The organism is Lysobacter sp. CFH 32150, from assembly GCF_022758295.1.
In the GTDB taxonomy this organism is placed as follows: domain Bacteria; phylum Pseudomonadota; class Gammaproteobacteria; order Xanthomonadales; family Xanthomonadaceae; genus CFH-32150.
In genome coordinates this window covers 103081-123823 of record NZ_JALDWJ010000004.1, presented here as the reverse complement: position 1 = coordinate 123823, position 20743 = coordinate 103081, and the positions used below count along the sequence as shown (strand labels likewise).

The window sequence follows — 20743 nt, the reverse complement described above, 5'->3', positions numbered from 1 at the left end:
CTCGCGGATTCAGGTTTGTGGAGGTTGTAGTCCAGCATGCCTGAAGGCGATGTCAACGGAAGCACGGCGATGCGAGCCGCCGATCAAACGTCGAGGTTGGCGACCTTGAGCGCGTTGTCCTCGATGAACTCGCGGCGTGGTTCGACCACATCACCCATCAGGGTCGAGAAGATCTGGTCGGCAGCGACGGCGTCCTCGATCCGCACCTGCAACAAACGGCGCGTTTCTGGATTGACCGTGGTGTCCCACAGCTGTTCCGGGTTCATTTCGCCAAGGCCCTTGAAGCGCTGGATCTGGCGACCCTTCTTGGCTTCTTCCAGCAACCATGCCTGCGCTTCGGCGAAGCTGGCGATCGGCTGCGCGCGGTTGCCGCGCACGATCTGCGCGCCGGTGCGCACCAGGCCGTGCAGCAGCGAAGCCGCCTCGCGCAATGCACGCAATTCACCGCCCTCGAACGCAGACAACGGCAGCACCTGGACATGCTCCTCGCCCATGTGCGTACGCTTGACCAGCAGTGCGGCCTGGCGGTGTTCATTGGCGTGCTGCAACTCGAGTTTGTAGCGCGGCTTGCCGAGGCCGGTGCGATTGAGGCGTGCTTCGAGCGCGTCGAGTTCGTGGCGCTCGTCGATGTTCGACGCCAGGTGGGCGACATCGAGCGGAGTGAAATCGATCAGCACTTCCAGCACGCTCGGATCGTAACGATGCGCGTTGCGGGCGATGGTTTCGCGCGCACCCGCATACGCGAGCAGCAGTTTCTCCAGCGCCGCGCCGGTGATCGGCGGTTCGCCCTCGGCCGGAATCAGCGAAGCGCCTTCGACCGCATTGCCGGCGAGGTATGCATCGAGCGCGGCATCGTCCTTCAGGTACAACTCGGTCTTGCCCTGCTTGATCTTGTACAGCGGCGGCAGGCCGATGTAGATGTGGCCGCGCTCGATCAACTCCGGCATCTGCCGGTAGAAGAACGTGAGCAACAGCGTGCGGATATGCGAGCCGTCGACGTCAGCGTCGGTCATCAGGATGATGCGGTGGTAGCGCAGCTTGTCCGGGTTGTACTCGTCCTTGCCGATGCCGGTGCCGAGCGCGGTGATCAGCGTGCCGACTTCGGCACTGGCGAGCATGCGATCGAAGCGCGCGCGTTCGACATTGAGGATCTTGCCCTTGAGCGGCAGGATGGCCTGGGTCTTGCGGTTGCGGCCCTGTTTCGCGGAGCCGCCGGCCGAGTCGCCCTCGACGATGAACAGTTCGGACTTGGCCGGGTCCTTTTCCTGGCAGTCGGCGAGCTTGCCGGGCAAGCCGGCGATGTCGAGCGCGCCCTTGCGGCGGGTCAGGTCGCGGGCCTTACGCGCGGCCTCGCGGGCGCGGGCAGCGTCGATGATCTTGCCGGTGATGGCACGCGCTTCGTTGGGGTGTTCCTGCAGGAACTCCTCCAAACGTGCAGCGAACGTGCTCTCAACGACCGGCCTGACCTCGGAACTGACCAGCTTCTCCTTGGTTTGACTGGAGAAGCTCGGATCCGGCACCTTGACCGACAGCACCGCGATCATGCCTTCGCGCATGTCGTCGCCGGACAGGGTGATCTTGGCCTGCTTGGCGATGCCGCTCTGCTCGATGTAATTCGACAGCGTGCGCGTCAGCGCAGCGCGGAAACCGATCAGGTGGGTGCCGCCGTCCTTCTGCGGGATGTTGTTGGTGAAGCAGAACATCGTTTCCTGGTAGGCGTCGGTCCATTGCAGGGCGACGTCCACGGTGATGCCGTTCATTTCACCCGACACCGAGATCACGTTCGGGTGCAGCGGAGTCTTGAGCTGGGCGAGATGCTCGACGAAAGAGCGGATGCCACCCTCGTACTCGAACACGTCGCGCTTGCCCTCGCCCCGCTCGTCGGCGAGGACGATGCGGACACCCGAGTTGAGGAAGGACAGCTCGCGCAGGCGCTTGGCCAGGATGTCGTAGTGGAATTCGACGTCGGTGAAGATTTCCGCCGCCGGCCTGAAACGCAGCAGCGTGCCGCGCTTGTTCGACGCCTCGAGTTGCTTGAGCGGGTACACCGGCTCGCCCAACGCGTATTCCTGCTGGTAGTGGTAGCCGTCGCGCCAGATGTCGAGCCACAGGTGCGACGACAGCGCGTTGACAACGGAGACACCGACGCCGTGCAGGCCACCCGACACCTTGTAGCTGTTGTCGTCGAACTTACCGCCGGCGTGCAGCACCGTCATGATGACTTCAGCCGCCGACACACCCTCTTCCTTGTGGATGTCGACCGGAATGCCGCGACCGTTATCGCTGACCGCGACCGAGCCGTCCTCGCAAAGGGTGACGGTCACTTCGTTGGCGTGGCCGGCGAGGGCCTCGTCGATCGAGTTGTCGACCACCTCGAACACCATGTGGTGCAGGCCGGTGCCATCGTGTACGTCGCCGATGTACATGCCCGGGCGCTTGCGCACGGCTTCCAGCCCGCGCAGGACGGTGATCTTGCTGGAATCGTAGGCCGTGTTCTGGGTGGGGCCGTTTTGGGTAGGGGTGTTCTGGTTGGAGCCAGGCGCCAGGCCCTCGGCGTGTTCGTGTTGCGACATGCGGCTGCAGACTCCCGCGACGCGCGTGCTGGACGGGGGTCCGCGCGCGCCGAGACACACTAGTTATGGATGCGCGAAGTATAGCAACCCAGCGCTGCCCTCGCCGGCTGGGAAGGCCTGATTACAGCGCGTGGACCTGTCCTTGTTCCACGTGGAACCGCGCGGCGGGTGCAGCCAGTTCCAATAATCCCGGGGGCGGTTCGGTGCCGGTCACGATGATCTGGGTCCCGCTCGCTACCAGGCGTTGCAGGACGCGGTGCTGGTGAGCACGGTCCAATTCGGAGGCGAGGTCGTCCAAGGCGATCACGGGCCATTCGCCACGCAGCGCAGCGTGTTGTTCCGCCTGGGCCAGCAGTACGGACAAGGCGGTGAGCTTGGCTTGGCCGCGCGAGAGCGCTTCGCGCCCCGGGAGGTCGGTGTAGTCGATGCGCCAGTCGGCGCGGTGGGGGCCGATGGACGTGAATCCGGCGGCGAGATCGCGCTCCCGAGCCAGCAACAGGGCATCGGCCAGGGATAACTCGTCGCGGCGCCAGCCTGGCAGGAATTCGAGGGTGCTCGCGCCGGCAGCCGGCAACAAGGCGGTCACGGTCGCCTGCAGGTGCGGCTGCAGCTGCTCGAGGTAGCGCTGGCGACGACTGGTAAGCAGGGTGCCGGCGAGGGCCAACTCATGCTCCCAGGCGTCGAGCTGGCCGTCGCGTACGCGCGCTTTCAGCAAGGCATTGCGTTGCTTGAGGGCACGGGCATATCGGCGCCAGATCGGCAGGAAGTCAGGTTCCACGTGGAACAGCCCCCAATCCACAAACCGTCTCCGTGGTTCACCGCCGCCCGTGACCAAGGCATGGCTGCCCGGCTCAAAGGTGACCACGGCCAAAGCGGCGCACAGCTCACCGATATGGGGCGTGGACACCCCATCCAGCCGTCCTTCCCAGTCGCTCCCACGATGACGCAGGCCCGCTCGGCGGAGGCGCGAGGAGGCTTCCTCCAGCCACTCGACAAAGACTTCGACCGCCTCGGTCCCTTGCCGGATCAAACCGTCGCGCACCCGGCCGCGGAAGCTGCGCCCATAGGCCATCAAGTGCAGGGCTTCAAGCACGCTGGTCTTGCCTGCGCCGTTGTCGCCGGTGACCAGATTCAAGCCGGGGCCAGGCGCGAAGCTGGTCCGCTCAAACCGGCGGAGGCCGGCCACATCGAGACGGGTTATGCGCATCGCCGTGCCCGCAAAGCAAAACGCCCGGGCAGCGCCGGGCGTTCGCGTTCCACGTGGAACAAATGAATGATCACAGGCGCAGCGGCATCACCACATGCCGGCACTTCTCGCTGCTGGCTTCTCGCACCAGGGCTGAGGAGTTGGCGTCGCGCAGTTGCAGCACGACATGCTCGTCGCGCAGCGCAGAGAGGGCGTCGAGGAGGTAATTGACGTTGAAGCCGATCGCCAGACCGTCGACACGGGTGTCGGCCTCGACTTCTTCCTGCGCCTCTTCCTGTTCTGGGTTGTGGGCGTTGATCTTGAGTTGCCCGGGCGAGACCTCGACGCGGACGCCGCGGTATTTCTCGTTGGACAGGATCGCCGCACGCTGCAGCGCCGCGCGCAACACCTCGCGATCGATCTTGACCTCGCGGTCGGCGCCGATCGGGATCACGGCCTCATAGTCGGGGAAGCGGCCATCGATCAGTTTGGACGTGAAGGTCACATCGTCGCGCTTGACCCGGATGTGGTTGCGGCCCACTTCCAGCTCCAACTCGCGATCGCCGCCTTCCAGCAACCGCTGCAGCTCGGTCACACCTTTGCGCGGCACGATGATCTGGCGCTTGGTTTGCGCGCCACCGTTGAGCGGTGCTTCGCACAGCGCAAGGCGGTGGCCGTCGGTGGCGACGCAACGCAGGGTCTTGTCGCGCAGGTCGAACAGCAGGCCGTTGAGGTAGTACCGCACGTCCTGTTGGGCCATCGCGAACGCGGTGCGTTCGATCAGCTCCTTCAACGCCGCTTCCGGCACGCGCACGCGCTCGGTGGCTTCGACTTCGTCCACTGACGGGAAATCGTTGGCTGGCAGGCTGGCGAGGGTGAACCGGCTGCGCCCGGCCTGCACCGTGACTTTGTCGCCCGTCTGCGACACGGTGACTTTGCTGCCGTCGGGCAGGGCGCGCACGATTTCGAACAACTTGCGCGCCGGGATCGTGGTTTCCCCGTCCTGGGCGTCGTCAACCGCATGTCGCGCGATCATTTCGACTTCAAGGTCGGTGCCGGTCAGAGACAGCTGCCCGTCCTTGACCTGGACCAGCAGGTTGGCCAGCACCGGCAAGGTTTGCCGGCGTTCGACGACGTTGACGACTTGCGCCAACGGCTTCAGGAAGACTTCGCGTTGCAGACTGAAACGCATGCGGACCCCTTGCCCCTAATGCCCTAGCTTCGAAGATGGATAAATCTAAAGATTGGTGGTGCTTGGTGTTTCAAAAAACCGGTGATAACTGCAGTAACACCTTGTTTCTAATAAATTTATTGTCGGTGAAACCTCTGGGATAAACCGCTTCCTGGGGTTCGGACAAGCTGTGGATAATTCACGACCTCCGAATCACCGTGTTTCTTATCCACAACTTATCCGCGCCTCACTCACTGAGTTTGCGGATCAACTTATCCCAATCCTCACGCATCTTGCCGTCGGTCTCGAGCAGGCTCTTGATTTGGCGGCAAGCGTGCAGCACGGTCGTGTGATCGCGACCGGCAAAGGCATCACCGATCTCGGGCAGGCTGTGCTCGGTCAGCTCCTTCGCCAGCGCCATCGCCATCTGGCGCGGGCGGGCCAACGAGCGCGTCCGCCGCTTCGACAACAAGTCCTTGATCTGCAGGCCGTAGTAGTCTGCCACGGTCTTCTGGATATTGGGGATGCCGATCGCCTGCTGCTGCGCCCGCAGCAGATCGCGCAGGGTTTCCTGGGCGAATTCCGCGGTGATCGCACGGCCGGTGAAGTTGGCGCGTGCCGCCAGGGTGTTGAGTGCGCCTTCGAGGTCGCGCACGTTCGAGCGCATCTTCTTGGCGATGAGGAACGCGACGTCTTCCGGGATGTTGGTCCCACGCTCGCGGGCCTTGGACAGCACGATCTGCGCGCGGGTTTCGAAATCCGGCGGTTCGATCGCGACGCTCAAGCCCCAGGCCAGGCGTGATTTCAGCCGTGGTTCGAGGCCTTCGACTTCGCGCGGATAACGGTCGCAAGTCAGGATGATCTGCTGCTTGCCGTCGAACAGTGCGTTGAACGTGTGGAAGAACTCTTCCTGGGTGCGGTCCTTGCCAGCGAAGAACTGGATATCGTCGATCAACAGTGCATCGACCTGCTGAAAGTGGCGCTTGAACGCATCCATGGTCTTGTCCTGCAGCGCCTTCATCATCGCGCTGAAGAACTGTTCGCTGCGCAGGTACATCACCCGCGTGCCCGGATTGTTGGCGCGCATCGCGTTGCCGGCGGCGAACATCAGGTGGGTTTTGCCCAGGCCCGTGCCGCCGTACAGCAGCAATGGGTTGTGGGCGCGGTCGCCGGGCTTCTGCGCGGCCTGCCAGGCGGCGGCGCGTCCGAGTTGGTTGCTGCGGCCCTCGACGAAGTTGTCGAAGGTGTAGTGGTTGTCGAGATTGCCCTGGAAGGCCTCGACGACTTCGCCGCGACCATTGCCGTAAGCAGGCGTGGTGCCGTTGCCGGCGGCGACGCGCTTGAGCGACCCGATCTCGAGGCTGACCTCGCCGTTGCCGGCGTAGTGCGCCAACAGCTCGCGGATACGGCCGAGATAGCGTGCCCGCACCTCCTCCATGACGAACGCATTCGGCGCGTACAGCACGAGCCCGTCCTCGCGCATGCCGGCCTGCAGCGGTTTCAGCCAGGTGTGCACGTCCTCGATGGGGAATTCGGCTTCGAGGCGTTCCAGGCAGAGGGGCCAGGCATCCATGGTATGCAGATCTCGTCGACAGGCCCGGTGACAGGCAAGCAGCACGATGCGGGGCATCGCGCTGTGGATAAGTGGGAACGGGGCAGCCTACCACCGCCCCGGGATGCCGCCAATGCGGAAACGCCGCCGGCCGTTGCATGGCCGCTGTCGTGTCGGGTTGGTTGACCGTGCCCAGCCGGGCCGCTAGACTTCGCGGTTCTTTTCCGCCGTCTAGACGCCGAGCCTGACATGGCCACCAAGCGCACTTACCAACCCAGCAACCTGAAGCGCAAGCGCGACCATGGCTTCCGTGCCCGCATGAAGACCGCCGATGGCCGCAAGGTCCTCGCCCGTCGCCGCGCCAAGGGCCGTCGGCGCCTCACCGTCTGATTGCGTCGGCCGGCACCGGCCGACGATGTCACTCGCCGTGCACACGCCCGCTCCTGGTGCGGGTCTCCCGCGCAGCGCGCGGGTCCGCGCACGCGCCGAGTTCGACCGCGTGTTCCAGGGCGGTCGCCGCACCTCCGATCCCGTGCTCAGCCTGCATTGGCTGCGCGACGATGTGCCTGCGCGTTTGGGGCTTGCGGTTTCGCGCAAGGTCGACCCGCATGCGGTCGGCCGCAACCGGATCAAGCGCGTGCTGCGCGCACAGTTCCGCCAGCTGCGTAGCGAATTGCCGCCGGGTGCGTACGTGCTGGTGGCGCGCACTGCCGCTGCAAGCGTCGATACGCCGACATTGCGTAACACCTTTGTTTCATTATTGCGTCGCGCCGGTGCGTTGCCCGCATCCGGCGCTGGCGGCACAATGCCGCCCGCTTGTCCGCCGGGCGATGCGCCCCCATTCCTTTGATCTTTCGCCGGCCGTTCGCGCTGGCTGAGCCATTTACCCCATGAACCAAACCCGCATGTTCCTGATCTTCGCCTGGCTGATGGTGGCGAGCCTGTTGTGGGTGGAGTGGGGCAAGGACAAAGCGGCACCGGAGACGCCGGCGACTACCGCGGCAGCAACCAGCACCGGCGACAGCACGGTCCCGTCGACCGCCAACATGCCGACGGTGCCGAGCGTGCCGCTCGCCGGCACGACGCCGAGCGCACCGCAGACAACCGCGGCACCTGCGACCAGCGCGCAAACCGTCACCGTCAATACCGATGTGCTGCGCCTGCGCCTCGATGGCGGCAACATCCGCAGTGCGGAGTTGTTGCGATATCCGCAAACCACCGAGCGCAACAGTGCGCCGGTGCAGTTGTTCGACGAGCGCCCGGCGTCGTATTTCGTCGCGCAGAGTGGTTGGGTCAGCAGCGGCAGCGCAGCACCGAGCCACGAGTCCGGCTTCGTCCCAGAAACAGCTGCGCGCGATTACACCCTCGCGCAGGGCGCACGCGAAATCAGTGTGCCGTTCGTGTGGACCAGCAACAACGGCGTCACCATCCGACGGACCTATACCTTCAAGCGTGGCGATTACACCATCGGCGTGCGCGACGAAGTCGTCAATGCCGGCAGCAAGCCATGGCAGGGTTATGTCTATCGCCAGCTGCTGCGCAACCCGCCCGTGCAGAAGAGTGGCCTGACCAACCCCGAGGCCTACAGCTTCACCGGCGCTGCGTGGTACAGCCCGGAAGACAAGTACGAAAAGCGCAAGTACGCCGATTTCCTGGATGACGGCACGCTCGACAAGCAAGTCACCGGCGGCTGGGTTGCCCTGCTGCAGCATTATTTCTTCGCTGCGTGGATTCCAGGCGCAAAAGATCAAGCGACGTACTCGCTCTCGACGCCGAAAGCCGACGGTGGCAGCCACTTCCTGGTCCGGGCCATGGGCCCTGGCGTGAACGTTGCACCCGGCGCCCGCGCTGAAAGCAGTGCGCGGCTGTGGGTGGGCCCAAAGCTGCAGGACCGTCTTGACGGCGTCGCTCCGAACCTCGGCCTCACCCTCGACTACGGCATCTTCACCTTCCTGTCGAAGCCGATCCACTGGCTGCTCGCACAGCTGCACAAGATCACCCACAACTGGGGCTGGGCGATCGTGCTGCTGGTCGTGTTGATCAAGCTCGCGCTGTATCCGTTGTCGGCCGCGCAGTACAAGTCGATGGCGAAGATGCGCAAGTTCCAGCCGCGCATCCAGCAGCTCAAGGAGCGCTACGGCGACGACAAGCAGAAGTTCCAGATGGCGATGATGGAGCTGTACAAGAAGGAGAAGATCAATCCGGTCGGCGGCTGCCTGCCGGTGCTGATCCAGATGCCGGTGTTCCTCGCGTTGTACTGGGTGCTGCTGGAGTCGGTGGAATTGCGCCAGGCAATGTGGATCCCGGGCTGGATCGACAACCTCACCGCGCGCGATCCGTACTTCATCCTGCCGATCATCAACATGGCGGTGATGTGGACGACGCAGAAGCTGACGCCGGCGGTGGGCATGGATCCGATGCAGCAAAAAATGATGCAGTTGATGCCGCTGGTCTTCGGCGTGATGTTCGCGTTCTTCCCGGCCGGCCTGGTGCTGTATTGGGTCACCAACGGTGCGCTGGGGCTGGCGCAGCAATGGTGGAATACCAAACGCTACAGCGAGGCACCTGCCAAGGCCTGACGCGAGATTGATGACGCACCGAAGCCCGCCTGTTGGCGGGCTTCGTGTTTCTGCGACCATAACGATATGTTGCCGACGGCCACCGATACCATCGTCGCGATCGCCACTGCGCCCGGCGCGGGCGGCGTTGGCGTGACGCGCCTCTCGGGTCCGCGCAGTCGCGTCATTGCCGAAACCATCTGCGCACACGCACTGACGCCACGGCACGCGCACTACGTGCGGTTCCAGGACGAACACGGCGACACCATCGACGACGGCATCGCACTGTATTTTGCCGCGCCGGCCAGCTACACCGGTGAAGACGTGGTCGAGTTGCAGGCGCACGGCAGCCCGATCGTGCTGCAGGAAATCGTGGCGCGCTGCTGCGTGCTCGGTGCACGGATGGCGCGGCCGGGCGAGTTCAGCGAACGCGCCTTCGTCAACGGCAAACTCGACCTGGCCCAGGCCGAAGCGGTTGCCGACCTGATCGCGGCATCCGACGCGCGTGCCGCGCGTGCGGCGCGGCGCGCGCTCGACGGCGTGTTTTCGCAACAGGTCGAAGCGCTTGCGGCCGAACTGCTGGCGTTGCGCGTGCATGTCGAAGCGGCGATCGATTTCGCCGATGAGTCGATCGAAACCCTGGGCGGCCCGATCCTGCGCGAACGCCTCGCCGCGACCGGTACCGCGCTCGCCGCCCTGCTGGCGCAGGCCGAGCGCGGCCAGAAACTGCGCGATGGCGTGCACGCAGTCATCGTGGGACCGCCCAACGCCGGCAAGAGTTCGCTACTCAACGCGCTGGCCGGAAGCGAACGCGCAATCGTCACCGACATCGCCGGCACGACCCGCGACCTGTTGCGCGAGACCATCCGCCTCGACGGCGTCGAACTGACCCTGGTCGACACCGCCGGCCTGCGCAGCGGCGGCGACGTGATCGAGCGTGAAGGCATGCGCCGCGCCCACGCCGAGCTGGCGCGGGCCGACCTCGCCATCGTCGTGCTCGATGCGCGCGATCCCGCCAGTGGCCGCGCCGCGGTTGCCGAGGCGATCGCCGCCGTGCCGCAGCGGCTGTGGTTGCACAACAAGGCTGACTTGCTCGAAGCGCACCTGCTCGAAACCGGCCCGAGTGTCGATGGCGATGGCCTGCTGGTTTCCGCCCGCACCGGCGCCGGACTGGAAACCCTGCATGCGCGCCTGCGTGCGCTGTCGCTGGGTGAAGGCGGCGACGCTGGCGATGGCGCCTTCACCGCGCGCGCGCGCCACGTCGAGGCGCTGCGCCGCGCCGGCAGCGCGGTGGCGGCGGCCGAGGCTGAACTGGGACACGAGGCGCTGGAGCTTGCCGCCGAGGCATTGCGCCTGGGCCACGACGCCCTTGGCGAGGTCACCGGCCGGATCGCCCCGGACGACCTGCTTGGCCACATTTTCAGTGCCTTCTGCATCGGCAAGTAGTTGCTGCGGTAACCCATTCAGGTGACGGGGAGTTGACAAACGGCCCGCACTGTCGCGTCCTACGCATACGCGCGCGTGGGGCCGCGCAGAACAGGGGAGTGGTGCCGTTATGTTTGTCGTAAATCTAGAACCGTCGTCGTCGCCGTTACGTGCGGCGCGTTTGCCGGTGTTCGCCATGCTGTTGCTATGCGCGATCGCCGGTTGCAAGAAGGAGGCCGCGACCGACCAGGCGGCCACGGCACCGGACGCCGCCACCCAAGCCGTTGCACCGCCGCCGCCTGCTGTCTCGGCCACGGTCGCGGCGATGAGCGCCGAGCAACTACGCGAAGCCGCCAGCGCGGCCTTGCGTGAGCAGCGCTTGTACGCGCCGGGCGGCAACAACGCGATGGAGTATTACCTTGCGCTGCGCGACAAGTCGCCGAACGATCCGGCGGTGGCCAGTGCGCTCACCGACCTGATGCCGTACACGCTGATCGCCACCGAACAGAGCATCAGCCGCGAAGACTTCACCGAAGCGCAGCGCCTGTACGCGCTGCTGGAGAAGACCGACGCGCAGGCACCGGCGCTGCCACGCTTGAAGCAGACCATCGCCCAGCAGCAGCAATTGATCGCGCAGCGCGGTGTCGACGCCGAGGCCAAGGCCAAGACCGACGCCGAGGCCGAAGCCAAGCGTCTGGAGGACCAGAGGAAGGCCCAGCAGGCCGCCGCGCAGCAACTGGCGCAGCAGCAAGCAGCGGAGAAGGAAGCCGCGGATAGGCGCGCCGCCGATCAACGCGCGGCCGATCAACGCGAAGCCGCACAGCGTGCCGCTGCCCAGCAGACCGCTGCTGCCAGCCCGCCCGCCGCCGCGGCTGCACCGGCGTCCGGTGAACTGACCGCGGTCAGCACGCCGCTGCCACGCTATCCGGCCGAAGCCGCGCGCCGCCAGCAAAGCGGTAACGTGCAGGTCGAGTTCACCGTCGGCACCGACGGTTCGGTCACCAGCGCCCGCGTGGTCAGCGCCAGTCCGCCGCGCGTCTTCGATCGCGAAGCGCTGGCGGCGGTCAAACGCTGGCGATTCCAGCCGGTCGCTGCGCCGGTGACGACGCGTCGCACGGTGAGCTTCAATCCAGGCGGCTGATCGCCAGCAATACCGAACAGCAAAAAGCCCGGCATGAGCCGGGCTTTCTGTTTGGCGTGACGCAGCTAACCGCTACGCCGAAATCGCCAGCTTCTCCTGGTGATAACGCCGCGTTGCCGCGAACCACAACACCGCCGCCAGGCCGAATCCCGCCGCCAGGTACAACGCCCATAGCTGCGGCTCGATCGGCTCGCTGCGGATCACCTTCAGCAACATCTGGTTCTGGGACAGGAACGGCACGGCGAACATCCACAGTTGGTTCTTCACCGGGCTGACCATCAGCGCGATGGTCGGAAGCATGGGCAGCAGCATCAACAGGCTCATGTAGCTCTGCGCTTCCTTCACCGACTTCGCGCCCGCGGCGATGAACGTCAGCAGCGACGTTCCGATGAATAGCATCGGCACCAGGATCAGCAGCATCTTGCCGATCGCCGGCGCGGACACATCCATCTGCCGGCCGATGCCGGGCGAGAACTGCGCGCCGATCTTGAACGCGAGCAGTGTCAGCAGCAGCGATGTCAGTCCGACCGCGCACGCCGCCGCGATCTTGCCACTCACGACCGCGCCGCGGCTGGTGGGGGTGGCGAGCAACGGTTCGAGCGACTGGCGTTCGCGTTCGCCCGCGGTGGCATCGATGATCAGATAGGCGCCGCCCAGGAACGCGCTGAGGATCAGCAGATAGGGCAGGAACGACATCAACATGCCGCGCCGGGCTTCGGGCGTGGACAGGTCTTTGTGCGATACCGCCAATGGCGCACCGACACCGGGATTGATGCCGCGCGCGAGCAGCCGCAGTGCGCCGACCTGCTGGCCATATCGCGACAGCGCGTCCTCGATGCGCCTGACCGGGATCTCCGCATCCTGGCGCGTGCTGTCGTGCACGATCTCTACCAGGGCCGGAGTGCCGGCGCGCCAGTCCTTGGCGAAGTTCTCACCGATCTTCAGATAGACGTCTTCGGACTGGTCGCGGATCGCCGCATCGAGATCACCTGCGACCTGCTTTTCGCGAATGCCGTGGCCAGCCAGCCACGTGACGAGATTGGGGGCGTGCTCGTCGCCCACCATCGCGATTTCCAGCGTTTTTTCGATCTGGCTTTTCGCGCGCGTCTCGGCCAACGACAGGATGCCGAGCATGATCGCCGGGACAAGCAGCGGACCCAGCACCAGCACCAGCACCAGCGTCCGACGGTCGCGCACGAATTCGCGCAGTTCTTTCAACAGGATCGTGTTCATCGCCTTCATGCGTGCAGCCCCTCTTCCGAACCGATCAATTGGACGAACGCGTCCTCGAGGTTGGATTCGCCAGTCTGCGCGCGCAGCTCGTCGGCACTGCCGTGTGCGACGACACGACCATGCGCAATCACCACGATGCGGTCACATAGCGCGGCGACCTCCTGCATGATGTGGCTGGAGAAGATCACGCAGCGCCCTTCGGCACGCAGCTGCTTGAGAAAGTCGCGCAGGCCGCGCGTAGTCATCACGTCGAGGCCGTTGGTCGGCTCGTCGAGGATCACGTTCTTCGGGTTGTGCACCAGCGCGCGGGCGATCGCGGTCTTGGTGCGCTGTCCCTGCGAGAACCCTTCGGTCTGGCGATCGAGGAAATCGTCCATCTGCAACGCCGTCGACAAGGCGCGGGTGCGTTCGGCGATCTGCGCCGCGCCGAGGCCGTGCAGTTCGCCGAAGTAGGCGATGTTCTCGCGCGCGGTCAGGCGCTTGTACACGCCGCGCGCATCCGGCAACACGCCGAGTGCACGCCGCGCCGCTTCCGGATCGGCGGCGACGTCGTGGCCGTCGACCAGCACGCGCCCGCTTTCCGGACGCATCAGTGTGTAGAGCATGCGCAGCGTGGTGGTCTTGCCGGCGCCGTTGGGGCCGAGCAGACCGGTGATTTCGCCGTCGCGCGCTTCGAAGCCGACGTTGTCGACCGCGATGACGGGTGCCTTGCCCTTGCCGGGGAAGGTCTTGCGTAGGTGTTCTGCAACGATCATGTGATGTTGTCCTTAAGGAGCGCGAGCGCGCTCACGGTTCCCATCCGTTGAAGGAAGTGAACGGCGGTGTGTAAGCCAGTGTCTCCAGGCACTTGGCGTCGAGCGCCTTGGCATTCGCCGTATCGATGAACTGCGCGAACAACTTCGGCATGCACCCGGCACCGATCACGTTGTGGCCCTGCCCGCGCAACACCAGGTGGCGGCCGTTGGCCAGCGTCTTCACCACTTCGTCGCCGTAACGCGGCGGTGTCACCGGATCGAATTCGCCCGACAGCAGCAGCGCCGGTACCTTGGTCGCGAGTGGCGTGTGGAAATCCTTCGGCATCGTGCCTCTCGGCCAGACCGCGCATTGCGCCTTGAGGAAATCAGGCAGTTGGTTGCCGAGCAGGGAATCGATGTCGCCCGGATTCGCCTTCAACCCCGCGGCGTCTTCGCTGCACACGACCGAGAGCTGCATGCCAAATGCCATCAGGTCGGAGAGCTGGCCCTGGAGCATTTTCGCCAGCGCCATTAGGCCGTCGTAACGGCCGTTCGCGGCCTCGTTGAGTTGCAGCGGCAGCAGTGCTGCGGCGACCGGCACGTAGGCGTACATGCGCGCCAGTCCGGCGACGTCGCCAGGCAGCAGTTTTTCCTCCCGCAATTCGCCGGTGCTGGCATCGCGATAACGCACCAGCGGCGGATCGCTGCGCAGTTTTGCCATCACTGCATCGAGGCGCGAGCGCGGGTTGCCCAGGGCCTTGGCACAGGCCGGGCTCTTGCCGCACTGGCCGAACTGGAGGTCGAGCGCGGCCTCGAGGTTGGCGGCGAAATCGTTGCCGAAGATCAGCGTATTCGGCGCCACCGAATCGAGCACGATCGTCCGCGTACCCGCCGGATAGCGCAGCGCGTACTGCTGCGCCACGCGCGTGCCGTAGGAGATGCCGACCAGGTTGATCTGCTGCGCGCCGATGGCCTTGCGCACGGCATCGAGGTCGCGGATCGCGTCGGTGGTGGTGTAGTAGCGCAGGTCCGCGTGCTTCGACAGGACATCACGGCAACGCTCGGTGAAACGGCGTGCCTCGTCGAGGTTGTCGCTGTTCTCGTCGGTGACGGTGGCGTTGCCTGCATCATCCTTGCACACCAGCTTGTTGGAGCCGCCGGTGCCACGCTGGTCGACCAGGAGCACGTGGCGCTTCTTCAACACCTCGCGGAACGCCGGCGCGACCTGCGCATAGCTCTCGGTCGCGGCCTGGCCCGGGCCGCCGGCGAGCATGAACACTGGATCGGGTGCTATCTCGCCCTCGTCGTCGGCCGGGACCCAGGCGATGTTGAGTGCGATCTTGCGGCCGTTCGGCAGTGCCGGATTTTCCGCCATCACCAGCTTGCCGCACTGCGCCTCCACGCTGGCCGCGCCGAACGACGGCGACAACGTACACGGCGTGAACGCGATGCTGCCGAGCCTGCGCAGCGGTGCAGGAGCCGACGGCTTCGCGGCGGCGACCTTGGTCGTGTCGGGCGCACCCGCGTGCTCTTGGTAGTAGCGGTAGCCATAGAAGCCCGCCAGGGCCAGCAGCACGAGGACGATTCTGAATTTACGGGACATCGGTATGCGTTCCCCTTGCGATGTATTCAAAGCGACAGGACTGTATTGCGCGACAGAGATGGCAACAGGTGGATATTCGGCGTGTCTCATTCGCCATCCGGGAGGAAGATGAATTCGATCGACTTGCCGAACAACCGCGCGATACGGAAGGCCAACGGCAGGCTCGGGTCGTACTTGCCGGTCTCCAGCGCGTTGACCGTCTGCCGCGACACAGCGAGCAGCTCGGCCAGTTCGCCCTGCGACCAACCTTGGCGCTCCCGCAATTCGCGCACGCGGCTCAGCATCGTCGGCTCACGAATAGCGGCGCGAGACCGCCACCTTGGCCAGGCCGTAGACGACGCAGACGAGCGGAAACACCCAGATCATCGCCGCGCTGGCGGGGATGTCGATCACCTTCGCCGATTGCAGGAAGCCGCCGGCCAGGTATAGCAACGAAACGAATGCGGTGGCGATGCTGACCGCTTCCAGTTCGATACGCTGCTGCAGTTCGTCGGCATCGCGGATGTAACGCACGATCGCGCGCAACGCCATGCCGATGGCGGGCACCGGCAACAAGGCGATCAGCGCGCGCAGGCCCAGTTCGTCGACGCGCTTTAGCAACAACACCGATGCAAACAGCAGCACGACATAGGCGACCATGGCCGGCATGAACTCGCGCATGTAGCGGCTGCGCAGCGCGGGCGTGCCGGTGTCGCAGGGCGCCGGCAGGCGCCAGCGCAGCAGCGCGGCGAACACGCAGCCGACTGCGATGCCATACAGGAACCCGGAGACCGTCTCCGGCACCGGCCACACCCGTGGTGTCGCGAAAGCCATGCCGGCGCAGAGCGCACCGGCGATCAGGAAACGCATCGGGGCTTGCAGCGCCATCGGTCAGGCCTGCCGCGACTTGGCCAGGAACACCACGCCCAGTGCGATGAACGCCGGGCCCAATGCCATGAACGTGCTTTGCCCGGTAGCCAGTGCTACCGCGAGGAACGCAATGCCGCAGCCGAGGAAAGCCAAGCCGGCACCCTTGAGTTGTTTGGGATTGTTCATGATGGGCTCCTGGATGTGTCAAGCATCCTTGACAGGACGATACAGGGCACAAAATCCGCTTGTCAAGCGTCCTTTACAGGCAGGTACGGCAATCCGCCCGGCGTGCGTCGATTCGACACCGCTTATTTGCTGCTGACGTATTTCTCTCTGCGAATCTGCGGCACCGGCAAACCGAAGCCTTTCAGCGTCTCGAAACAGGCGTCGACCATATTCGGATTGCCGCACAGATAGGCGATGTCGGTTCCAGGATCCGGCGCGAACTCGGCAAGGAACTGCTGCACGTAGCCGTGGCGCACATCGGCATGCGGATCGGCCGGCAACTCGCGCGAGAAGCAAGGCACGAAACGGAAATTCGGATGCGCATCGGCGAAAGCGCGGAACTCGTCGCCGTACAGCAATTCCACTGGCGTGCGCGCGCCGAACAGCAGCACCACTTCGATGCCGCGTTCGCTGATGAGCTTCTCGATCTGCGGCAGCATCGCCCGGTACGGTGTGACGCCGGTGCCGGTGCCGATCAGCAGATAGCGCTTGTTCGCATCGCCCGGCATCAGGCTGAAGCGACCATAGGGGCCACTGGCGTCGATGCGACCATCGAGGTCCAGGCTCTCGAACAATGCCGTTGCCGCGCCGCCGGCGACATAGCTCACCGCGATCTCCACCGCTTCACCCGGACCCAGCGCGTGGTCGTGGATGGTCGCCAGCGAATAACTGCGCTTGGTCGCGGTGCCGTCCGCGTACTGGAAGTGCACCTGCACGAACTGCCCGGGGATGAAATCGAGCGGCTGGCCGTCGTCGCGGACGAACGAAAGGTGCGCAACGGTCGGCGCCAGCATGCGGCGCGAGACGAGCTTGAGCGGGAAGTGGATGATGGCCACGGGGCGATATTTTGGTTGAAAAAACTGCAACACAGCGTGGCGGAGAAGGTGCCACAGGGCCGCCTATACTAATGGCTTCGCCGCACTTCCCGCGGCCACAGGTGTGGCATGAGCCTCGATTCGACCCCTGGCGCGACCGTTCCCGCGCTCTCCGTACGCGACCTCCGCAAAACCTACGGCAACGGCGTACAGGCGCTCAAAGGCGTCTCGCTGGCCGTGCAGCCTGGCGACTTCTATGCCCTCCTCGGCCCCAACGGCGCCGGCAAATCGACCCTGATCGGCATCGCCAGCTCCCTGGTCAACAAGAGCGGCGGCGAAGTGCAGGTCTTCGGTGTCGACATCAGTCGCGACCGCAGCGCGGCGATGCGCCTGATCGGCCTGGTGCCGCAGGAAATCAACTTCAACATGTTCGAGAAGCCCTTCGACATCTGCGTGAACTACGCCGGGTTCTACGGCGTGCCGCGCGCCGAAGCCGAAGCGCGCGCCGAGCAGGTGTTGAAGGAGGCGCAGCTGTGGGACAAGGCGCAGATGATGTCGCGCACGTTGTCGGGCGGCATGAAGCGCAGGCTGATGATCGCGCGGGCGATGATGACGAAGCCGCGCCTGCTGATCCTCGACGAACCCACCGCCGGCGTCGACATCGAGATCCGCCGCGGCATGTGGAAGACGCTGAAGGAAATCAACGCCGCCGGCACCACGATCATCCTGACCACGCACTACCTCGAAGAAGCCGAGAGCCTGTGCCGCAATCTCGCCATCATCGACCGCGGCACGATCGTGGAACAGGGCCCGATGAAGGCGCTGCTGGCCAAGCTCGACGTCGAAGGTTTTCTGTTCGATATCGATGGACATTTGCCAGCGACGCTGCCGAACATCGAAGGCACCACGATGCACGCCATGGATGACCACACCCTCGATCTCGACATGCCGCGCGCGATGGACCTAAACCGCGTGTTCGACGCGTTGAACGATGCCGGCATCCGGGTGCGTTCGATGCGAACAAAGAGCAATCGATTGGAAGAACTGTTCGTACGCCTGACCGGCGACGAAGCAGCGGCGAAGCGGGAGCAGGCGGCATGAGCGTGAGCACACCATCCAAAGGCAGCGAACTCACCATCCCGCAACGCAACTGGGTCGCGCTGACGACCATCGTCCGTCGCGAGGTCAACCGCATCCTGCGCATCTGGGGCCAGACCCTGGTGCCGCCGGCGATCACGATGACGCTGTACTTCCTGATCTTCGGCGGCCTGATCGGTTCGCGCGTCGGCGAGATGGATGGCATCAAGTACATGGATTTCATCGTCCCCGGCCTGGTGATGATGAGCGTGATCCAGAACAGCTACGGCAATATCAGCTCCTCGTTCTTCGGCGCCAAGTTCGGCCGCCACGTCGAGGAACTGCTGGTCAGCCCGATGCCGAACTGGGTGATCCTCGGCGGTTACGTCGCCGGTGCCGTGCTACGCGGGTTGATGGTCGGCGCGATCGTGCTGCTGATCGCGATGCTGTTCACCAAGGTGCGGCTGCCGCATCCGTTCGTGACGTTCACCACGGTGCTGCTCGGCGCGACGATCTTCTCGCTGGCCGGCTTCGTCAACGCCGTCTATGCGAAGAAGTTCGACGACATCGCCATCGTCCCGACCTTCATCCTCACCCCGCTGACCTACCTCGGCGGCGTGTTCTATTCGGTCAAGCTGCTGCCGGACTGGGCCGAAGCCGCGACCCACCTCAACCCGATCTTCTACATGGTCAACGCGTTCCGCTACGGCCTGCTCGGCGTGAGCGACGTGCCGCTGTGGCTGGCGTATGCGTTGATGCTGGGCTTCGTCGCGGTGCTGGCGGCGGTGGGGTTGTGGTTGCTCAAGCGCGGTGTGGGGTTGCGCTCCTGATCGAGGACACAGCGAGGCAATAGCGGCTGCTGCAAAAGTGCGACGGACTTGCGCTTTTCACCATCCGCACGCGAGACTTGCGGCGAGGGCGTGGGGACGCCCGCTTCGGGGATCAAACCAATGTCGTTGAAATGGATATTGCTCGGCCTGCTGGCCGTGGCGGGTGGCGCGTACGCGCAGGAAGCCGAAAGCGAAGGCGAAAAGCAGGCGCGGGCATTGGTCGCATCGCTGAACTGGCGCGATGGCGAAATCGCGGTGCCGGGTGCGCAGGCGCGCTTCAAGCTTGGCGAAGACTTCCGTTACCTGGAAGCGGCCGATGCACGCAAAGTACTTGAACAACTGTGGGGCAATCCGCCGGACGACAGCGTGCTCGGCATGGTGGTGCCGCGCGGCCGCGGCGTGCTCGCCGACAATTCGTGGGCGGTCGTGGTCACCTATTCCGACGAAGGCTACGTGTCCGACGAGGACGCTGCCAAGATCGATTACGACGATCTGCTCAAGGACATGCAGGGCGAAACCAAGGACGAGAACGCGGCGCGCAAGGAAGCCGGTTACGGCACCGTGGAGTTACTAGGCTGGGCCGCGCCGCCACGCTACGACGCGGCCAGCAAGAAGCTGTACTGGGCGAAGGAACTTCAGTTCGAGGGCAGCGAAGGACGCACGCTGAACTACGACATCCGCGTGCTTGGCCGCAAAGGCTATCTCAGCCTCAGCGCCATCGCCGGCATGGGCGAACTCGGCGACGTGCAGGCGGGCATGCAGAACCTGTTGCCCATGGTCGAGTTCGACAGCGGCTCGCGTTACGCCGACTACGATGCCAAGACCGACAAGGTCGCCGCTTACGGCTTGGCCGCGCTGATCGGCGGCGGCATCGCCGCCAAGGCCGGCCTGTTCGGCAAGCTGGGCCTGCTGTTGCTCGGCCTGAAGAAACTGCTGATCCCGATCGTGCTGGTCATCGCCGCGTTCGCCAAGAAGATCTTCGGCTTCTTCACCGGCAACAAGGACCGCAGCAAGACGGTTAGCTGAGTGCTCACCAAAGGCACGACAAAAACGGCCCGCCTGTGCGGGCCGTTTTCATTCATTTCATTCATTCACGCAGGGCGCCATCGCCGTGGGGCCGGCATCACCCTCGCGTTCACGTTCACGCGCTTGCGGCGCTCCCCGCTTGGGCTAGCATGGATGCACGGGCGGGACGCCCAGGGGCGGGGGAGCGATGGCGAGCGACGGGGAGATCACCAGGCTGCTGCTGCAGGCGGAGACCGGCAAGCCGGAGCAGTTGTCTGCAGTGTTCGAACAGTTGTATCCGGAACTGCGCAAGCTGGCGGCATCGAAGTTGCGTGGCCACGAATCGACGTTCTCGCCCACCGTGCTGGTGCACGAGTTGTATCTGCGGCTGATCACGTCACAGCCGCTGTCGTTGACGAGCCGTAGGCATTTCTTTGCCGCCGCGGCGAAGGCCATGCGCTGGATCGTGGTCGACCAGGCGCGGCGGCATAACGCCGACAAGCGCGGCGGCGGCGTTGCCCACATCACCCTGAGCGAGCGCCTGGTGGCCGACACCGAAAGCACTGAAGTCCTGGCGCTGCATGAAGGCCTGGATGCGCTGGATCTGATCAACCCACGCCAGCGCGAAGTGGTGGAGTTGCATTACTTCGCCGGCCTCGACTTCGTCGAGCTCGGCGAGTTGCTGCAATGCTCCGAACGCACGGTCCGGCGCGAGTGGACGCGGGCCCGCGCGTTCCTGTACGCGCAACTGGCCGAGGCCTGAGCC

The 20743-nt window shown here is 65.0% G+C and carries 20 protein-coding genes; 9 read left to right on the top strand and 11 right to left on the bottom strand.

Translation table 11 applies throughout. From position 1 onward, the window contains the following. Positions 1-83 precede the first annotated feature (83 nt). From gyrB to dnaA, 4 genes are all read right to left on the bottom strand, one after another. Positions 84-2573: a DNA topoisomerase (ATP-hydrolyzing) subunit B gene (gyrB, locus tag MO486_RS08670; RefSeq protein WP_242906316.1), complete on the bottom strand. Its 2490-nt coding sequence runs from the start codon at positions 2571-2573 to the stop codon at positions 84-86. Between the two features lie 121 nt (positions 2574-2694). Continuing rightward, positions 2695-3780, bottom strand: coding sequence for a DNA replication/repair protein RecF (gene recF / locus MO486_RS08665; RefSeq protein WP_242906315.1), 1086 nt, complete (start codon positions 3778-3780; stop codon positions 2695-2697). 70 nt (positions 3781-3850) lie between these two features. Continuing rightward, on the bottom strand, positions 3851-4951 hold the full coding sequence (gene dnaN / locus MO486_RS08660; RefSeq protein WP_242906314.1) for a DNA polymerase III subunit beta: 1101 nt from the start codon (positions 4949-4951) through the stop codon (positions 3851-3853). A gap of 226 nt (positions 4952-5177) precedes the next feature. Then, positions 5178-6503, bottom strand: a complete 1326-nt coding sequence (gene dnaA, locus MO486_RS08655) for a chromosomal replication initiator protein DnaA (protein WP_242906309.1) — start codon at positions 6501-6503, stop codon at positions 5178-5180. Positions 6504-6731: 228 nt separating this feature from the next. Here dnaA and rpmH point away from each other — a divergent pair, with 228 nt between their 5' ends. The 5 genes from rpmH (at position 6732) to MO486_RS08630 (ending at position 11606) form a co-directional block, all read left to right on the top strand. Next, positions 6732-6872, top strand: a complete 141-nt coding sequence (gene rpmH / locus MO486_RS08650; protein ID WP_156640208.1) for a 50S ribosomal protein L34 — start codon at positions 6732-6734, stop codon at positions 6870-6872. 25 nt (positions 6873-6897) lie between these two features. Beyond that, the gene (gene rnpA / locus MO486_RS08645; protein ID WP_242906303.1) at positions 6898-7332 is read left to right on the top strand and encodes a ribonuclease P protein component; all 435 of its coding nucleotides are present in this window, start codon (positions 6898-6900) and stop codon (positions 7330-7332) included. A 40-nt stretch (positions 7333-7372) separates the two neighbouring features. Beyond that, the gene (gene yidC, locus MO486_RS08640; RefSeq protein WP_242906301.1) at positions 7373-9061 is read left to right on the top strand and encodes a membrane protein insertase YidC; all 1689 of its coding nucleotides are present in this window, start codon (positions 7373-7375) and stop codon (positions 9059-9061) included. A 69-nt stretch (positions 9062-9130) separates the two neighbouring features. Further along, positions 9131-10486 carry a tRNA uridine-5-carboxymethylaminomethyl(34) synthesis GTPase MnmE gene (mnmE, locus tag MO486_RS08635; protein ID WP_242906703.1) on the top strand — a complete coding sequence of 452 codons (1356 nt, stop codon included), beginning with the start codon at positions 9131-9133 and terminating at the stop codon, positions 10484-10486. A gap of 175 nt (positions 10487-10661) precedes the next feature. After that, complete coding sequence (locus MO486_RS08630; protein WP_242906300.1) at positions 10662-11606, top strand: energy transducer TonB; 945 nt, start codon at positions 10662-10664, stop codon at positions 11604-11606. A gap of 72 nt (positions 11607-11678) precedes the next feature. Here the strand turns inward: MO486_RS08630 and MO486_RS08625 are convergent, their stop codons facing one another. The 7 genes from MO486_RS08625 to MO486_RS08595 form a co-directional block, all read right to left on the bottom strand. Further along, positions 11679-12848 (bottom strand): ABC transporter permease, encoded by a 1170-nt coding sequence (locus MO486_RS08625; RefSeq protein WP_242906299.1) that lies wholly within the window; start codon positions 12846-12848, stop codon positions 11679-11681. Then, positions 12845-13594 carry an ATP-binding cassette domain-containing protein gene (locus MO486_RS08620; RefSeq protein WP_242906297.1) on the bottom strand — a complete coding sequence of 250 codons (750 nt, stop codon included), beginning with the start codon at positions 13592-13594 and terminating at the stop codon, positions 12845-12847. Before MO486_RS08620 ends, MO486_RS08625 begins: the two co-directional genes overlap by 4 nt. Before the next feature lie 31 nt (positions 13595-13625). Continuing rightward, positions 13626-15176: an alpha/beta fold hydrolase gene (locus MO486_RS08615; RefSeq protein ID WP_242906288.1), complete on the bottom strand. Its 1551-nt coding sequence runs from the start codon at positions 15174-15176 to the stop codon at positions 13626-13628. An 86-nt stretch (positions 15177-15262) separates the two neighbouring features. Continuing rightward, positions 15263-15460 carry a helix-turn-helix transcriptional regulator gene (locus MO486_RS08610; RefSeq protein ID WP_242906286.1) on the bottom strand — a complete coding sequence of 66 codons (198 nt, stop codon included), beginning with the start codon at positions 15458-15460 and terminating at the stop codon, positions 15263-15265. A gap of 7 nt (positions 15461-15467) precedes the next feature. Continuing rightward, positions 15468-16043 carry a hypothetical protein gene (locus MO486_RS08605; RefSeq protein ID WP_242906283.1) on the bottom strand — a complete coding sequence of 192 codons (576 nt, stop codon included), beginning with the start codon at positions 16041-16043 and terminating at the stop codon, positions 15468-15470. Between the two features lie 3 nt (positions 16044-16046). Further along, positions 16047-16211 carry a hypothetical protein gene (locus MO486_RS08600; protein WP_242906282.1) on the bottom strand — a complete coding sequence of 55 codons (165 nt, stop codon included), beginning with the start codon at positions 16209-16211 and terminating at the stop codon, positions 16047-16049. A 122-nt stretch (positions 16212-16333) separates the two neighbouring features. Further along, on the bottom strand, positions 16334-17086 hold the full coding sequence (locus tag MO486_RS08595; protein WP_345779206.1) for an FAD-binding oxidoreductase: 753 nt from the start codon (positions 17084-17086) through the stop codon (positions 16334-16336). Positions 17087-17194: 108 nt separating this feature from the next. Here MO486_RS08595 and MO486_RS08590 point away from each other — a divergent pair, with 108 nt between their 5' ends. From MO486_RS08590 to MO486_RS08575, 4 genes are all read left to right on the top strand, one after another. Beyond that, positions 17195-18166, top strand: coding sequence for an ABC transporter ATP-binding protein (locus MO486_RS08590; RefSeq protein ID WP_242906275.1), 972 nt, complete (start codon positions 17195-17197; stop codon positions 18164-18166). Continuing rightward, positions 18163-18972, top strand: coding sequence for an ABC transporter permease (locus MO486_RS08585; RefSeq protein WP_242906271.1), 810 nt, complete (start codon positions 18163-18165; stop codon positions 18970-18972). Before MO486_RS08590 ends, MO486_RS08585 begins: the two co-directional genes overlap by 4 nt. 120 nt (positions 18973-19092) lie before the next feature. Then, positions 19093-19998 (top strand): DUF2167 domain-containing protein, encoded by a 906-nt coding sequence (locus MO486_RS08580; RefSeq protein WP_242906269.1) that lies wholly within the window; start codon positions 19093-19095, stop codon positions 19996-19998. A 187-nt stretch (positions 19999-20185) separates the two neighbouring features. Further along, positions 20186-20740 carry an ECF-type sigma factor gene (locus MO486_RS08575; RefSeq protein WP_242906267.1) on the top strand — a complete coding sequence of 185 codons (555 nt, stop codon included), beginning with the start codon at positions 20186-20188 and terminating at the stop codon, positions 20738-20740. Positions 20741-20743: the final 3 nt, after the last annotated feature.

Coding starts and splice junctions, on each gene's coding strand:
- MO486_RS08590 (WP_242906275.1), top strand. CDS start 17,195: ATGAGCCTCGATTCGACCCCTGGCGCGACCGTTCCCGCGCTCTCCGTA.
- MO486_RS08600 (WP_242906282.1), bottom strand. CDS start 16,211: ATGAACAATCCCAAACAACTCAAGGGTGCCGGCTTGGCTTTCCTCGGC.
- recF (WP_242906315.1), bottom strand. CDS start 3,780: ATGCGCATAACCCGTCTCGATGTGGCCGGCCTCCGCCGGTTTGAGCGG.
- rpmH (WP_156640208.1), top strand. CDS start 6,732: ATGGCCACCAAGCGCACTTACCAACCCAGCAACCTGAAGCGCAAGCGC.
- MO486_RS08585 (WP_242906271.1), top strand. CDS start 18,163: ATGAGCGTGAGCACACCATCCAAAGGCAGCGAACTCACCATCCCGCAA.
- rnpA (WP_242906303.1), top strand. CDS start 6,898: ATGTCACTCGCCGTGCACACGCCCGCTCCTGGTGCGGGTCTCCCGCGC.
- MO486_RS08625 (WP_242906299.1), bottom strand. CDS start 12,848: ATGAAGGCGATGAACACGATCCTGTTGAAAGAACTGCGCGAATTCGTG.
- MO486_RS08620 (WP_242906297.1), bottom strand. CDS start 13,594: ATGATCGTTGCAGAACACCTACGCAAGACCTTCCCCGGCAAGGGCAAG.
- yidC (WP_242906301.1), top strand. CDS start 7,373: ATGAACCAAACCCGCATGTTCCTGATCTTCGCCTGGCTGATGGTGGCG.
- gyrB (WP_242906316.1), bottom strand. CDS start 2,573: ATGTCGCAACACGAACACGCCGAGGGCCTGGCGCCTGGCTCCAACCAG.
- MO486_RS08630 (WP_242906300.1), top strand. CDS start 10,662: ATGCTGTTGCTATGCGCGATCGCCGGTTGCAAGAAGGAGGCCGCGACC.
- MO486_RS08575 (WP_242906267.1), top strand. CDS start 20,186: ATGGCGAGCGACGGGGAGATCACCAGGCTGCTGCTGCAGGCGGAGACC.
- MO486_RS08615 (WP_242906288.1), bottom strand. CDS start 15,176: ATGTCCCGTAAATTCAGAATCGTCCTCGTGCTGCTGGCCCTGGCGGGC.
- dnaA (WP_242906309.1), bottom strand. CDS start 6,503: ATGGATGCCTGGCCCCTCTGCCTGGAACGCCTCGAAGCCGAATTCCCC.
- MO486_RS08605 (WP_242906283.1), bottom strand. CDS start 16,043: ATGGCGCTGCAAGCCCCGATGCGTTTCCTGATCGCCGGTGCGCTCTGC.
- dnaN (WP_242906314.1), bottom strand. CDS start 4,951: ATGCGTTTCAGTCTGCAACGCGAAGTCTTCCTGAAGCCGTTGGCGCAA.
- MO486_RS08580 (WP_242906269.1), top strand. CDS start 19,093: ATGTCGTTGAAATGGATATTGCTCGGCCTGCTGGCCGTGGCGGGTGGC.
- MO486_RS08610 (WP_242906286.1), bottom strand. CDS start 15,460: ATGCTGAGCCGCGTGCGCGAATTGCGGGAGCGCCAAGGTTGGTCGCAG.